The organism is Candidatus Poriferisocius sp., from assembly GCF_965214065.1.
Taxonomy (GTDB): domain Bacteria; phylum Actinomycetota; class Acidimicrobiia; order Acidimicrobiales; family Bin134; genus Poriferisocius.
Genome location: NZ_CBDCAT010000027.1, coordinates 386,790 through 400,889 on the forward strand (window position 1 = coordinate 386,790; position 14,100 = coordinate 400,889).

Below are 14,100 nucleotides of genomic sequence, written 5' to 3' on the forward strand. Positions count from 1 at the left end.
CCGTAAGGCTGGTGGACGGGTCGCAACCGAACCCGGTCATCTATGTCCAGTATGGGAGATTCGAAAATCAGCTATCCCCCTAGCCGAACAAATCAGCGTGCGTCCCGGTTCTAGCCAACACAAGCGCATCGTCTCGGTAGCCCCATATCAACAGCCAATCCGGTTCGATGTGGCATTCCCAAAACGACGACCACTGGCCAGAAAGGCGATGGGGCCTATAGCGAACGTGGAGGTCTTCGCCCGATTGCAGTGTCCGGACGACCCCCCAAAGCTTGTCCAAATCCTTGCGTCGCCTGTTGGCCCGCTTGAGGTCTCTTTCGAAGCGGGTTGTGGTAAGCAGTCGCACCGGCGACTACGCCTCGGCCTTGAGATCCTCTAGCGTCAGGTACTCCCCAAGATCGGTACCGGTTTGGGCCTGATGCAGCGCCTCGGCGGTTTCGGCGTTGGGAATTCTCACGTCGAACGGCAACCCCCGCTGCATGGCCACCTGCGCATAGAACAAGGTGATCGCCTCTGTTGCGGACATGCCCAACTCTCCAAGCACTTCCTCAGCCTCGCGCTTTAGCTCCGGTTCCACCCGGGCCCGAATCATCTCGGTCTTAGCCACGACTGCACCTCCCATCGCAAGCCTATCTGTTCCCCAATCGAGGAACATAGGCAGCGACGGGATCCCTTGGGGCAGGTGGACCAGCGATTCATCCTGAATTTCGGAACGATCTGTAGACAGCGGCGCGTTGTGCTGGAGATAGCACTCCGGCAAAGGGAGTGACCTGGCGGAGATCGCGACCGTGCTCACTGGGGTCGAGTATGCGGGCAACGATCTGGTCAGTTGTTCCTTCGAGAATCCGCTCCCATTCATCCAAGAGCGGAGACGCGTGGGGGTTCATCGACCGCATCCGCGAGATATTTCGCCGGGCAGTCTCGACGACCACGGATCCACGAGCCCTCAATACCTTTGCAATCGCGGCATGGAGTTCCAGGCTTCTCGCCTGATCGCGGGTGAAGGGCGTTCCGACCGCCGGATAGCACGCGAGGCCCACAGAACTCGCCATCCTCTCCACCGTGCGCCAGGTGGGACTCTTTGCCCCGCTCTCATAAGCAGCCACAGTGGGCTGGGATGTCTCAGCTGCATCAGCCAATGACCGCTGGGGCAAACCAGCTACCGTACGGATAGCTCGCACAGGATTCACTCCTTCAGTATATCCGAACAGATATACTAGCCGAACCCTTTTTTGGTCCCCTGATGTGTCCACCTTTTTTCGGTCTTGGTATGTGAGAGTGGCGGTGTTCTGTGCTGGGAGTTGGGGGCTCACGCAGCCAAGCTGTCCTCATAGCCGATAGCGGCTCTTACCTGCCCAATGGAAAGCTGGTAGTCGTCCGACAAGTCCTCAAACTCCAGTCCAGCATCATGTAGATCAGCCAGTGTCCCGGTGGGAATCCGAGTGCCGTCCACACAAGGTGTGCCTGCCTGCACTTCGGGGTTGATCCACACACAGGTGTGCGGTCGCCAAATCGTGGCCATGCCCGACTCGTCGAAACTGATCGGCTGGAGAAGTGGTTCCACCACAACTTGGAAGGCTTGCTGGCCTCCCAATCCCACATCGACCCAGCTTTCGACCTCAGCAACGGATCCCTATCCGAGCCGGTCCGGGTCCATCCCTCAACCCTGTACCGGGGGCAACGGACGAGGCGGGCTACTTCCGCGACATCGTAGATGCCCCGATCCAGGTAAAAGTCCGTACCAGTGCCCGAGAGCGAAGAGGCCGCCGCCACAAGATCAGAGTAGTGGCGGTAATGACAGCTTTACATCCCCTACCCAGGTCGCAGCGCTGTCTGGCGGTGGTTTCGCGGAGCCCGAGAGGAGAATCGAACTCCTGACCTATTCATTACGAATGAATTGCTCTGCCGACTGAGCTACTCGGGCGCGGCGGTCAGGATACCAGCCCTATTGGCGGGGAGAGACAGGAAAAGGGCTTGGAGGAGGAGGGGTTCGCTGGGGTTGCGCACCAGGCACCCGTGGGCGTCGCGGATTCGGTTGATGTGCGAACCAGCGAATGTGGTTGTGTGTCCACACCATCGCCGATAGTCTGTGGTCAATCTTCCCCGCCTGGCCTGCTCCGCAGGGCATGGCGGGGCTATTTTTTTGTCCAGAACCCTGTAGGTCTATGTCCGACACCAGAGTCGCAGTATTCATCGACTATCAGAACGTCTACCACTGTGCCCGAGACCTGTTTTTCGCATCCGGTAAGGCAGCGCCATGGCTAGGAAGCATTGATCCTCTCCGACTTGGCGAACTCCTGTGCCGACTCGGGTATGAAAAGGATCCGGGACGCAAACTAGCTGGGGTACAAGTGTATCGAGGCCAACCCGACAGCCGCAGCGGCATAAGGCTCAGCAAGTCATTTGACAGACAAGTTGCGAGTTGGAGGCAGCAACGGGGGGTCACGGTCCACACAAGGCCTTTGAGATATCACCGTGTCTCCAAGCTTGGCAGCAAACTTGAATGGGTAGCACGGGAGAAGGGTATCGACGTGATGATGGCCCTGGACATCTCAATCGGGGCACGCAGCAACGGCTACGAAGTGGCTGTTGTCGCCTCCGCTGATACAGACCTGCTACCCGCCCTTGAAGACGCGGCAAGCGTTGGCAAGCGCGTAGAAACGACGACTTGGGGTACGCCGGGGTTGTCCCGTGGCCCACTGCGGATTCCTGGCCGCAACATTTGGAACCACTATCTCGATAAGAGCCTCTTCGACCTTGTACGTGACGACACCGACTATCTCTCCGAGCCGTAGATTCTTGAGCTTGTGGGCAGCTACCAACCCTATTGTCGAGGGAGAGACAGGAAAAGGGCTTGGAGAAGGAGGGGTTCGTTGGGGTTGCGGACCAGGCAGGCGTGGGCGTCGCGGATGCGGTTGATGGCGGTGACTGCATCCTGGGTGTGGCGGTCGTCGGCCATCTGCCGGCGGTAGAAGGCGGCCAGGGTGGCCAGGCCGAAGCGAAGCTCGTCGGCTCGCAGCAGCCGCTGTTCTCGGCGGTGGCGGGAGTCCATCTCCCGTCTGAGACGGCGCTGAGCGCCCAATTCGGCCTCGATGCGGGCCAATTCGTCGGTCTCGGTCTGTTGGCGAGCAGCCAGCGGGGCTTGCGCCTCGTCGATGAGTCCCCGAAGCTCGTCGACCAGCGCCGACACTGTGGTCCCGGTGCCGTCGAGGCGGGCCGGAGCGGCAGCCCATGCCTGCCGGCGGGCGCCGAGGCCCTCGTCGGCGGCCAGCAGCCGAGCCCGGCTCAGGTCGCCCGCGGCGGCAACCACGATGTGGTCCAGATCCTCGGGCTTCGCCCCCTCGTGCTCGAGGATGCGGCGCAAGTCTTCGTCGGGTACCGGATCGAACTCCACGATCACGCAGCGGGAGGCCACGGTGGTGTGATCGGGGGGGATCTCCTCGCTCAACAGCACGATCACCGCGGTGGGAGGCGGTTCCTCGATGGTCTTGAGCAGGCTCGCCACCGCTTCGGGCTCCGCGGTGTGGAACCGGTCGCAGACGATCACTTTGAGGGGCCCTTCTACTGGGCTGCGGGACGCCTCGAAGATGATCTCGTCAGCCTCGGACACGCGCAGGGTGCGGCCTTCGGGCTCGTGGATGGACACGTCGGGATGGCGACCGTCCGCGGCCAGACGGCGGCTGCGAGAATCGACCCCGATCAGCGATGCGGCAAACGCCAACGCGGCGGTGCGCTTACCCGTGCCCCGAGGGCCGCAGAACAGGTACGCGTGGACCGGCTGCGCCGCTGCTGACGACAGAATCTCGGCCGCTCTGGGCTGGCCCACCAAGCCAGCCCAAACATCGTCAACCGCTTCGGCAGCCCCAGCCAGCGCGTCAGTCACCGAGCCGCTCGCTGACCGCGGAATACACCGCATCGGCCACCTTATCCACCGGCCGGTTTCCGTCGACCACCACCCATTGTTCGGGATGCTGCTCGGCCAGGGTCCGATACCCCTCCAGCACTCGTCGGTGGAATTCGGCGGTTTCGGCTTCGATCCGATCGCTCGGCGAAGCTTGACGCGACAGCGCCGCCTCGACGGGAACCTCTAGCAGCACGACGAGGTCGCTTTGGAGTCCTCCGGTGGCAAAAAGCGACAAGGCAAGAATCTCATCGACCCCCAGACACCGACCGAATCCCTGATAGGCGAGCGACGACCCGATAAAGCGGTCGGTCACCACGTCGGTACCGGCCTCTAGGGCGGGGCGGATTACCCCTGCGATGTGCTGAGCCCGGTCGGCGGCCATCAGCAGTGCCTCAGCCTGGGGTGACAGCGACAGATCGGCGGCGTCTAGCACCAGCGAGCGGATCCGGGCACCCAGTTCGGTGGCGCCCGGCTCAAAAGTAAGCAGTGCCCCCAAGCGCTGGGCCAACAGCCGCGCCTGCGTGCTCTTGCCCACGGTTTCGCCCCCCTCGAATGCGATCAGTCGGCCGGTCATGTCTTGGCCTTTCTTCTTGAGGCCAGGGTCAAGAAGCCGGCAGACACCATGATGAGCGCCGCCAGCCATAGCGTGAGGCGCACTCCGGGGATGATCACGTCAAAGCCGAGAATGCTCACATCCTTGTCGAAGAACTTGTCGGAAAGCCCATTGAGGAACAGGGCCAAAGCAGGTCCGAGCAGCAGGGCGAGCATCACCGACGATCGCACGAGGGTGAAGAGCCCCGCGAAGACCCGCACTCGCAATTCCTCGGTGGCGCTCTCCTGGAGCAGGGTGATTCCGAGCACATAGACGGTCCCCGCACACACGCCGAGCCCGCCCACAAGCAGAGACGATCCGATCAGAGTCCACATCGACGTGGCCACAAACAGGCAGGCCCCGGCCCCAAATACTGCGGCAATGAAAACCTGCTCCTTGTGCAGCCGGTTCTGCCTGACTGTGAGGCCGACGATCCCAAGAGCCACACCGATCCCCAAGGCAACCATGAAGGCGCGGAACCCGTCGCCCCCATCCACGTTTAGCACGTCTTCGGCGAACACCGGCCCCAATGGGATGATCATCCCGCCGCCGATCAAGCCAAAGGCAAGAGCCACGTTCACCGTCCGCACGGTGGGATTTATGAAGATGTAGCTCCACCCATCCCGCAGATCTTTGAACACCTGCTCTGGCGCCCACAGCCGGGTTGTGCCGTCGGATTGGTCCTCAGACTGCTTGCCAGCCTGAGGACCACGGGGCAGGGCCAGCCGGGAGATGATGGCTGCTGAAGCAGCGAAAGTGGCCGCATCGATATAGAACGCCATCGACTCGGCGTCGATGCGCAGGAAATCGACGGCGCTGATCCGCTCGATCACCGTGGCCAAGCTGGCCAAGCCGATGGAGACGCCCGCGGCCACCGGAAACGTGCCGTAGGCGGCGACCAGCGACAAGGAGTTGACCCCGGTCAGCTTCTCGCGGGGCACCAGATTGGGAACGGATGCCTCTTTGGCCGGCGCCCACAAAAGGGCAAATCCCTCGAGGATCAGCGAGGCCAGCACCAACTGCCAGATGAAATCTACAAACGGCAACCACAGCAGGGTGAAGGCCCGCCCGAGGTCGCAAACGACCATGGTCCGCTTGCGATCCCAGCGGTCAACCAGAACCCCAGCGGCGGTGCCGAAAACGAGACCGGGAAGGAAGCGGGCGATCATCACATAGGCCACCGACGCCTCCGGGGTGCCGCCGCCAACCCGGTCGGCCGTGATCAAAATGGCGAACAAGGCCAGCCAATCGCCGCCGGAGGAGAAGATCTGGGCGATCCACAGCCGGAAGTACTGGGCGCTGCCGAAAATCCGGTCTACCCAGGTCGAGGCCGCCGCGGACGACCCTTCAAAAGCCATGCCGGGCCGCCTCCACCCGCTCAGGGTAGCTACCGGATCACGAAGCTGACCGAGGCGACGGTTTTTTCTTCGCCGACCCCGTTTTCGCCGCGGGCTTCTTGGCCGCGGCCTTGCGACGGACCGGGGTCTTGCCGCCGCCCGCGGCGATTTTGTCGCGGCGCCTCTGGAGCAGCTCCGAGGCCCGTTCCAAGGTGAGGTTCTCCACCGAGTCGGCCTTGCCCAGCGAGGCGTTCACCTCGCCGTCGGTCACGTAAGGGCCATAGCGGCCGTCTTTGATCACCATGGCCTTGTCGGTGGCCGGATCGGGACCGAGGTCTCGCAGGGGAGGCTTAGCCGTTTGCCCCCGTCGGCGACGGGGCTGGGCCAAGAGCTCTAGGCACTGCTCCAAGGTGATGGTGAACAGTTGGTCTTCGGACTCGAGGCTCCGGTTCTCCTTGCCCTTGCTGACATAGGGTCCGTAGCGGCCGTTCTGGACCACCACCTCGGTGTCGTCGGCAGGATCGATGCCTACCACTCGGGGCAGCGACAGAACCTTGAGGGCGTCTTCGAGGGTGACCGTGTCAGACTGCATTGCCGCCAGCAAAGATGCCCGCTTGGGCTTTTCCCCACCGTTGTCGTCTTGGTCTCCGATTTGGACATAGGGGCCGAACCGCCCGGTGCGCACCACCACCGGCAAGCCGCTGTCGGGATCGTCGCCCAGGGTGCGATCTCCGGAGGGAGCAGTGATGAACGACAGGGCGCGCTCCATGGTCAGCTCGTCGGGGGGCAGGTCTTCGGGAAGGCTGGCCCTTTCCTCGCCGCGCTGCACGTAGGGCCCATAACGACCGACCCTCACCACCACCGGCTCATCGTTCTCGTCGGCGCCGATGGGAATGGAGTTGACCGCTCGGGCGTCGATGTCGCCAAGGCGGTCAGACACCGCGGTGCGGAGCCCGTACTTGGCCACTCCGTGGGCCGACTTGTCGTCGGACTCGCCGTCGGCAGGGCCGAAATAGAAGCGGCTAAGCCAGGGAATGGCCTCGCGGTCACCTGATGCGATGCCGTCGAGGTCGTCCTCCATGCGGGCGGTGAATGCGTAGTCGACCAGATTGGGAAAGTGCTGCTCTAGCAGGCTGACCACGGAAAACGCGGTGAACGACGGAACCAATGCCGAGCCCTTCTTCCACACGTAGCCCCGGTCGACGATGGTGTTCATAATGCTGGCATAGGTGGACGGGCGCCCGACTCCCAGCTCTTCCAGCCTGCGCACCAGCGAGGCCTCGGTATAGCGGGCCGGGGGCTGGGTGGTGTGGCCGGCCGGTTCCACCTCTTCGATGGCCAGCGGGTCGCCGGCGGCCAAGGCGGGCATCCGCCGCTCGGCTTCCTCCTGGTCGGCGTCGTCGTCGGTGCCCTCGGTGTACACCCGGCGGAAGCCCTCATGAGTGATCACCGTTCCCGCGGCCGAGAAGGCGGCGTAGCGCCCATCGTCGGTTGCCCCGCCAAGGTCGACGTGGACGGTCTCCCCCACGGTGTCGGTCATCTGGGAGGCCACGGTGCGCTGCCAGATCAGCTCGTAGACCTGCGCTTCGAGCTTGGGTACTTGGCCCCCGACCTCCTCGGGGGTGCGGAACCGGTCTCCCGACGGGCGGATCGCCTCGTGGGCCTCTTGGGCGTTCTTGACCTTCTTGGCATAGTGGCGGGGCGCATCGGGCAGAAAAGAATCCCCGAAACGCTCAGAGACCGCAGCCCGAGCCGCTCGCAGGGCGGTGTCCGACAACGTGGTGCTGTCGGTGCGCATGTAGGTGATGTAGCCCTTCTCATACAGCGACTGGGCCGCTCTCATGGCCATGGCCGCCGACAGGCGCAGCTTGCGGCCGGCCTCCTGCTGGAAGGTCGACGTCATGAAAGGGGCCGCGGGCCGGCGGCGGTAGGGCTTGACCTCCACCGACCGCACTGCGATATCGGCATCGGCCAACCCCCGGGCCAGGCCATTGGCCGACTCTTCGTCGAGATGCACGGCACCGGGGCTGCGAAGTTGGCCGTCGCGGTTGAAATCCTTGCCGGTGGCCACCTTGGCGCCGTCAACCGCGGTCAGCGAAGCGCTGAAGACCGAAGAGTCTCCGGGCTCCAGCTCCCCCAGAACTCGGAATTGCGCGCTCAGGCTCCAGTAGTCGGCCGCGGCAAACGACATGCGCTCCCGCTCGCGCTCGACCACGATCCGGGTGGCTACGCTCTGCACCCGGCCTGCCGAGAGGCGGGGCAGCACCTTCTTCCACAGCACGGGGGAGACCTCATAGCCGTAGAGACGGTCCAACAGCCGGCGGGCCTCCTGGGCATCCACCAAGCGGCGGTCCAAGTCGCGTGGGGATTCAATGGCCGCCTGAATGGCCGACGGGGTGATCTCGTGGAACACCATGCGCTTCACGCTCACCGCGGCCTTGGGAGACAGGACTTCGAGCAGGTGCCAGGCGATGGCCTCTCCCTCCCGATCCTCGTCAGTGGCGAGGTAGAGCGCGTCGGCCTCTTTGAGCAGTTGCTTCAGCTTGCGAATCTGGGGCTTCTTGTCGGAGGGCACCACATACAGCGGCTTGAAGTCGTTGTCGACGTCGATTCCCAGTCGGGACCACGACTCGTCGCGATAGGCCGCAGGCACCTCACTCGCGTTGCTGGGCAGGTCGCGGATGTGCCCGATGGAGGACTCCACCACATAGCCGGTACCCAAATAGCCCGCGATGGTCTTGGCCTTGGCTGGCGATTCAACGATGACGAGTGCGTTGGGCACGGGGAGAAGGTAGGGGGTGAGGAGGAGTGGTTGTCAAACAGACCCTAAACCCATGCGGCGACAATTCTGGGGATCAGGCTTTGTCTGCGTACTTGGGCGGGGGCTCGGTGCGGGACAGAATTGCCATGCCAACGACCGCAGCGACCAGCGATCCCACGAGAATTCCGATCTTGGACTCGTCGGCAATGGATGGGTCGTCAAAGGCCAAACGGGAGATGAACAGCGACACGGTGAAGCCGATGCCGGCCACCATGGCCAACCCCACCATGTGAAGGCCGGACATGGACTTTGGAATGGTGACCCAGCCCAACCGGTGGGCAATCCACGAGAACACTGAGATGCCCGCGGTCTTGCCCACCACCAGACCAAGAACCACCCCCAGCGTCACCGGCGAGGCGACCGCATCGGAGAGCACATCGCCCGAGAGCTCGACCCCGGCGGCGGAAAGAGCGAAGAGGGGAATAATGATGTAGCCGGCGATGGGGTGAAGCAGCTCTTCAATCCGGAGGCTGACCGGCTGCGACTCCCGAATGTGGAATCCCACTCGGCGCACGTCGTTGAGGTGGACCACATCTTGCATTTGCAGCCAGCTGGCCCAACGGCGGGCCTCGTCTTCGGATTGGAGGGGCTTGGCCGGCGTTATCAGACCGAGGATCACCCCGGCGATGGTGGCGTGGACCCCCGATTCCAGAACAGCCAGCCAGAAGGCCACGCCGATTACGAGGTAGACGGGCAGATACCAGACTTCTAGTCGCCGGAGCATCAGGACGCCGGCCAGCAAGATGGCCGCGGTGAGCAGCCAATTGCCCGAGAGATCGCTGGTGTAGAAGATGGCGATCACCAATATGGCGCCGATGTCGTCCACGATGGCCAGGGTCAAAAGGAACACCTTCATCTGCCGGGGAATCCGGTTGCCGAGCAGCGACAAGACGCCGATGGCAAAGGCGATGTCGGTGGCCATGGGGATGCCCCAGCCGTCCTGGCCCGGTCCGCCGGCGTTGAAGGCGAAGTAGACGAGGGCTGGCACCACCATGCCGCCGAGGGCGGCCACGGCGGGCAGCGCGGCGAAGCGAGGATCGCGGAGCTGCCCGTTCACCAACTCCCGCTTTATCTCCAAACCGACCACGAAGAAGAACACGGCCATCAGCCCGTCTTGGACGATGTGCTCGAGATCGTGCTCAAAGTGGTAGTCGCCCACCGAGAACGACACGTGAGTGTGCCAAAAGTCGTAGTAGGAGTCCTGCCAGGGGGAGTTGACCCAAACGAGCGCGGCCACGGTGGCGATCAGCATCAGGACGCCGCCGGCGGCTTCAATGGCCGCGAATTGGTGTATGGGCCGGCCGATGAATCGAGCCAACCGACTGGGGCCTCCCAGAAAAGTCAGATCGCTGAGAAGATTCTTGTCAGCCACCAGGGTCGAACGTAGCGCCTTTGGGCTTGATTTACTCAGTCACAGCCAAGAGTTGGCAGTTCGTTCACAGCCAGGTCAGGAATTTGAGTTATTCATTGGCAGGCGCATGATCAGACACACCTCGGTTCCGTCGGGGCTGCTGTGGATCTCGGCCTTGTCCGTCAGGATACGCATGAGATAAAGCCCGAGGCCCCGTTCGTATTCCAGGCGGGTGGGATCGTCGGGCTCAGGAAGGACCTCGACCTGATCGGGGTAGAAGCCAGAGCCGCGATCGGTGATGTGAACTTCGACGCGGTCAGCAGCCAGAGTGCAGCGAATCTGAATGGAGTCGTCCAAGCAGGCTCGGGCGTGGGCCTCCATGGCGTTCGTGGCGGCTTCGGAAACAGCCACTTTCAGATCTTCCAAGCGCTCTTGGCTGAGAGCTGAGTCCATGTCGGCAGCCTCGACCACCAAGGAGCGGACCAAAGACAGGTACTCCGGTCGAGCGGGCACCTCAAAATCGATGCTGGTGGGATTGGTCGTCACGAGCCCGAGTCATCGGTGGCGGCGGCTACTGAGTCGAACACATCGAGGACGCGGTCGAGCCTGGTCAGCTCGATGAGGTCCGCTAGGCGAGACCCCACCGAAACCAACCGGATATCCCCGCCCGCGCTTCGGACGCGTTTGGCCGCGCCCATCAGCACCCCTAGCCCAGTGGAATCGATGAAATCCACACTTGAGAGGTCGATCACCACATTCTGGATGCCGGTGCTGATCACCGCCAGCAGACGTTGCCGGAAACGGGGGGCGGTGGCCATGTCGATCTCGCCGGCAACGGTCAGTACTTGCCACTCACCGCGTGAGGCAACCGCTACACCGAATTCCACGAACTATCAGACTAGCGGCCACCCCATTCAGTTTCCGGCGCAGCCGCTACTCCACCCGGATGGTCAAATCCTCCCGAATGCTGATCGAGGGAAATAGGCGGCCCACGATGGGAACCTCAAGTTTGGGGCGATAGCCAACTGCGATCCGCAGACGGCTGCCGCTGCCCCGGCTGCCCGCTATGTCCACATACAGTCGGGTGGGGTCCAGTCCGGTTGCGGACACGGCCGCGGCGGTAGCCGTTTCGGCGGTGGGATCGACCGCAGCCGCCCGCGCCGCCTCTCGGGCCGCATGAACCACCAGAATGTGGTCGCGTACCAACAGCCCCACCTGAACCAGCGCCAGCATCGCGGCCAAGAGCAGCGGTAGTACCAACGCGGTTTCGACGGCGGCTTGACCTCGGTCGCGGCATTGAACACCGGCGCTCGTTGGCAACTCCGCTGCTCAGTTCAGCTCACGAGGCCCGTGATGTGGCGGAAGACAGCATCGAGCAGATTGGAGATGCGATTGGTCCTGGTGACCCAGGACACCAGCAGCATGGCCACCGCGGCTGCTCCCAGCAAAACCAGCGCGTACTCCGCGGTGGCCTGGCCTCGCTCGCCGCAGCTGCGGATCAGCCAGGCATTCAATTTGATCAGCAGTCGAAGCACGATCATGGGGGACTCCAGTGCGGGAAGGATGCCGAGGGGGAAGAAGAACGCCTGATCATCGTCGAATCGCAGCCAGAGTCTCCGCGATGACCGGAGCCAGCGTGAGGAGGATGAAGGCGGGAAGAATGCAGCCGACCAGCGGGAGCAAGAGCCGGAGAGGCAAGCGGCGAGCGTGGTCTTCTGCTTGGCGGCGACGCAGCAGCCGGCTGTCGGCGGCCACCTGCTCCAACGCTGGCCCTAGATCAGTGCCATAGCGATCGCCGTCGATCAGCACCCGCACCAAAGAACGCACCGGTTCGCCGATCGTGTCGGGCAGCGGCTCCAGTGCATCGGCTAGGCGAAAGCCAGCCTGGGCCTGTTGAGCCGCGTCAGCCAAGCCCCGCCCCACCGGGCCAGGGAGTCTCTCCCCCACCGCGGCCACGGCCAAGTGGACGTTGAGGCCCGATGAGACAGCCAGGCGGAGCAGATCGACTGCTTCCGGCAGCTCCTCGATGATCGCGGCCTGCTGCCGCTGGCGCTGCTGGGCCCGCCGGCGGTGGGGGGCAACCCATACCAGCAGTCCTGTGCCGACTCCCAGCACTGGATGCCCAGCCAATGCGATCACGGCAGCCAGCGCGAACCCGGCAGCGGGTGCGGTCTTGGACGAGCGGACCCGTGGCGGAGTTGGTACGGGGGACCGAACTTGGCGGGGCCGCGTCTGCCATCCCCACAGCACCACCACGGCCGTCCACAGCAAGCCCAAAGCGATGGGAAGACCCATTTCAATGGCGGGGATTGATGATTCGATGCATCCACAGAGCGCCGAGGGCATCGAGGCCCAACCCGGCGACCAGAACCGCCAGACCGAGGCGGGTGGTGAACAAGAAGTCCATGGCGTGATCACCAATACCGGCGGACAACAGCATAAACCCGACGGGCAGAGCCGCGATCATCATGGCTGAGACCCTCGCCTGAGACGTAAGGGAGCGCACCTCCAGTCCGAGAGCCGCCTGATCCCGCAACGTGGCAGCTACTCCGTCGATGGCCCGGGCCCGAGCCCCGCCCGCGGTAGCGGCGAATGCCATTGCAGCCGCAGCCAGACCGGCACCGCTGCCAGGGCGGCGACGGGCCCAACGGTCGAACACGTCGGAGCTGCGGAGCCCACGCTGAAGCTCTTCAGCCAAGGGGGCCACCTCGTCGTGTAGAGGAGGTGGTGTGCTAGCCGCGGCCTCCACCGTGGCCGGGCCGAGTTGAAGGCCGGTGCGTAAGCCGCGGGCGATGGCCTCCAAGAAGCCGGGCAGTTGAGCGTCGAGAATCCGATCGCGGCGGTGGCGGTTGGCTCTCAGCGCAATGAGGGCACCGGCTGCAAAGCCAGCCGCGCCGACGGGCACGCCCACAGGACCGGCCTGAACTGCGCCAAACCCGGCGCCGCATGCAACCACCACCCCCAATCCCTGCCACATCTGCGCCGAAGTCAGGTTCAGATCGGCCTGGATGGCCATGTATTGAACACGGCTGGCGAGTGCCGCCAATGCGGATTTGGCTTCGATCATCGGTCGACCCAACCGGGGTCGGGTTCCACGGCGTCGGGAAGTCGAGGCATCACCGCAGGCAGGCTGTGCAACCGGTACTCGTCAGCGATCTGACGCAACCCGGGACGGCTCCCGTCGCCGCCGGAGTCAGAGCGGTCGATCACCGCCACCGAGGTAATGCGCCGCAGGCCGCCGGGCCGGCGGGAAACATGGACCACCATGTCCACCGCGGCGATGATTTGCTCGCGTACTGCGGCCAGAGGCACCGCGCCGCCGTCCAGCAGCACCATGGTCTCCAGACGGCTCATAGCGTCGGCCGGGCTATTGGCATGGCATGTGGACAACGAGCCCTCATGTCCGGTGTTCATGGCCTGGAGCATGTCCAGGGTCTCCGCCCCTCGAACCTCGCCGACGATGATGCGGTCGGGCCGCATCCGCAGGGCATTGCGCACCAGTTGGCGGATCGTGACCGAGGCCACCCCGTCTCTGTCGGCCGGCCGGGCTTCAAGACGCACCACGTGGTCGCTGGCCAAGGCAAGCTCAGCGGCGTCCTCCACCGTCACCACCCGCTCGCCGTCGGCGATTGAAGCGGCCAGCGCATTTAGCAGAGTGGTCTTGCCGGCTCCGGCGCCGCCCGACACCACCAGATTGCAGCGGGCAGCTACTGCCCAGCGCAGAGCAGCCACCACCCCCTCAGAGGCGAACTCCTCGAGAGGAACAGGGCGGATGGAGAACCGGCGGATGGTCACGTAGGGTCCGTCAACCGCCACTGGTGGCACAACTGCGTTGAGGCGGGAGCCGTCATCGAGACGGGCATCCACCATCGGGGAGCTGCGGTCGATGCGGCGTCCCAGCGGCGCCACCGCCTGCTCGATGAGCAATTCAATGGTCTCTGCGTCCAAGATCGTCCCGGTGGCCTCCAAACGACCGCCGCGCTCGATCCATACCGGACCGGGGCCGTTCACCATGATCTCCGACACCGATGGATCGCGTAAGAACGGCTCAATCGCCTCTCGTCCTCCCCCGCTGCCACTCCAACCCACGATTCA

The 14,100-nt window shown here is 64.0% G+C and carries 17 protein-coding genes and 1 tRNA gene; 1 reads left to right on the forward strand and 17 read right to left on the reverse strand.

The features are described 5' to 3' along the window. Positions 1 to 79: 79 nt before the first annotated feature. From ACOOGG_RS08075 to ACOOGG_RS08095, 5 genes are all read right to left on the reverse strand, one after another. Complete coding sequence (locus ACOOGG_RS08075; protein ID WP_420434077.1) at positions 80 to 346, reverse strand: type II toxin-antitoxin system YafQ family toxin; 267 nt, start codon at positions 344 to 346, stop codon at positions 80 to 82. Positions 347 to 352: 6 nt separating this feature from the next. Beyond that, the gene (locus ACOOGG_RS08080) at positions 353 to 607 is read right to left on the reverse strand and encodes a type II toxin-antitoxin system RelB/DinJ family antitoxin (protein WP_420434079.1); all 255 of its coding nucleotides are present in this window, start codon (positions 605 to 607) and stop codon (positions 353 to 355) included. Positions 608 to 695: 88 nt separating this feature from the next. After that, positions 696 to 1,313, reverse strand: a complete 618-nt coding sequence (locus tag ACOOGG_RS08085; protein WP_420434081.1) for a helix-turn-helix domain-containing protein — start codon at positions 1,311 to 1,313, stop codon at positions 696 to 698. Next, the gene (locus tag ACOOGG_RS08090) at positions 1,310 to 1,567 is read right to left on the reverse strand and encodes a DUF433 domain-containing protein (protein WP_420434083.1); all 258 of its coding nucleotides are present in this window, start codon (positions 1,565 to 1,567) and stop codon (positions 1,310 to 1,312) included. The genes ACOOGG_RS08085 and ACOOGG_RS08090 overlap by 4 nt, the downstream gene beginning before the upstream one ends. Positions 1,568 to 1,851: 284 nt before the next feature. After that, a tRNA-Thr gene (locus tag ACOOGG_RS08095) sits at positions 1,852 to 1,924 on the reverse strand. A gap of 241 nt (positions 1,925 to 2,165) precedes the next feature. Here ACOOGG_RS08095 and ACOOGG_RS08100 point away from each other — a divergent pair. Continuing rightward, a complete protein-coding gene (locus ACOOGG_RS08100) occupies positions 2,166 to 2,795 on the forward strand; it encodes an NYN domain-containing protein (RefSeq protein ID WP_420434085.1) in 630 nt (209 codons plus the stop codon). A gap of 29 nt (positions 2,796 to 2,824) precedes the next feature. Here ACOOGG_RS08100 and ACOOGG_RS08105 read toward each other — a convergent pair whose 3' ends face one another. The 12 genes from ACOOGG_RS08105 to ACOOGG_RS08160 form a co-directional block, all read right to left on the reverse strand. Continuing rightward, entirely contained in the window at positions 2,825 to 3,883 is a 1,059-nt protein-coding gene (locus ACOOGG_RS08105; RefSeq protein WP_420434087.1) for an ATP-binding protein, read from the reverse strand. Continuing rightward, entirely contained in the window at positions 3,876 to 4,478 is a 603-nt protein-coding gene (gene tmk, locus ACOOGG_RS08110; protein WP_420434089.1) for a dTMP kinase, read from the reverse strand. The genes ACOOGG_RS08105 and tmk overlap by 8 nt, the downstream gene beginning before the upstream one ends. Next, positions 4,475 to 5,854, reverse strand: coding sequence for an MFS transporter (locus ACOOGG_RS08115; RefSeq protein ID WP_420434091.1), 1,380 nt, complete (start codon positions 5,852 to 5,854; stop codon positions 4,475 to 4,477). The genes tmk and ACOOGG_RS08115 overlap by 4 nt, the downstream gene beginning before the upstream one ends. A 37-nt stretch (positions 5,855 to 5,891) precedes the next feature. Continuing rightward, positions 5,892 to 8,615, reverse strand: coding sequence for a type I DNA topoisomerase (gene topA / locus ACOOGG_RS08120; RefSeq protein ID WP_420434093.1), 2,724 nt, complete (start codon positions 8,613 to 8,615; stop codon positions 5,892 to 5,894). 73 nt (positions 8,616 to 8,688) lie between these two features. Further along, positions 8,689 to 10,026, reverse strand: a complete 1,338-nt coding sequence (nhaA, locus tag ACOOGG_RS08125; RefSeq protein WP_420434095.1) for a Na+/H+ antiporter NhaA — start codon at positions 10,024 to 10,026, stop codon at positions 8,689 to 8,691. A 75-nt stretch (positions 10,027 to 10,101) separates the two neighbouring features. Beyond that, positions 10,102 to 10,551: an ATP-binding protein gene (locus tag ACOOGG_RS08130; RefSeq protein WP_420434097.1), complete on the reverse strand. Its 450-nt coding sequence runs from the start codon at positions 10,549 to 10,551 to the stop codon at positions 10,102 to 10,104. Beyond that, complete coding sequence (locus ACOOGG_RS08135; protein ID WP_420434099.1) at positions 10,548 to 10,892, reverse strand: STAS domain-containing protein; 345 nt, start codon at positions 10,890 to 10,892, stop codon at positions 10,548 to 10,550. The genes ACOOGG_RS08130 and ACOOGG_RS08135 overlap by 4 nt, the downstream gene beginning before the upstream one ends. A 46-nt stretch (positions 10,893 to 10,938) precedes the next feature. Then, the gene (locus tag ACOOGG_RS08140) at positions 10,939 to 11,325 is read right to left on the reverse strand and encodes a TadE/TadG family type IV pilus assembly protein (protein ID WP_420434101.1); all 387 of its coding nucleotides are present in this window, start codon (positions 11,323 to 11,325) and stop codon (positions 10,939 to 10,941) included. 14 nt (positions 11,326 to 11,339) lie between these two features. Beyond that, the gene (locus tag ACOOGG_RS08145) at positions 11,340 to 11,546 is read right to left on the reverse strand and encodes a DUF4244 domain-containing protein (protein WP_420434103.1); all 207 of its coding nucleotides are present in this window, start codon (positions 11,544 to 11,546) and stop codon (positions 11,340 to 11,342) included. A 49-nt stretch (positions 11,547 to 11,595) separates the two neighbouring features. After that, positions 11,596 to 12,300 (reverse strand): type II secretion system F family protein, encoded by a 705-nt coding sequence (locus tag ACOOGG_RS08150; RefSeq protein WP_420434105.1) that lies wholly within the window; start codon positions 12,298 to 12,300, stop codon positions 11,596 to 11,598. A 1-nt stretch (position 12,301) separates the two neighbouring features. Beyond that, entirely contained in the window at positions 12,302 to 13,072 is a 771-nt protein-coding gene (locus ACOOGG_RS08155; RefSeq protein WP_420434107.1) for a type II secretion system F family protein, read from the reverse strand. Next, positions 13,069 to 14,094 (reverse strand): CpaF family protein, encoded by a 1,026-nt coding sequence (locus ACOOGG_RS08160; protein WP_420434109.1) that lies wholly within the window; start codon positions 14,092 to 14,094, stop codon positions 13,069 to 13,071. Before ACOOGG_RS08160 ends, ACOOGG_RS08155 begins: the two co-directional genes overlap by 4 nt. Between the last annotated feature and the right edge of the window lie 6 nt (positions 14,095 to 14,100).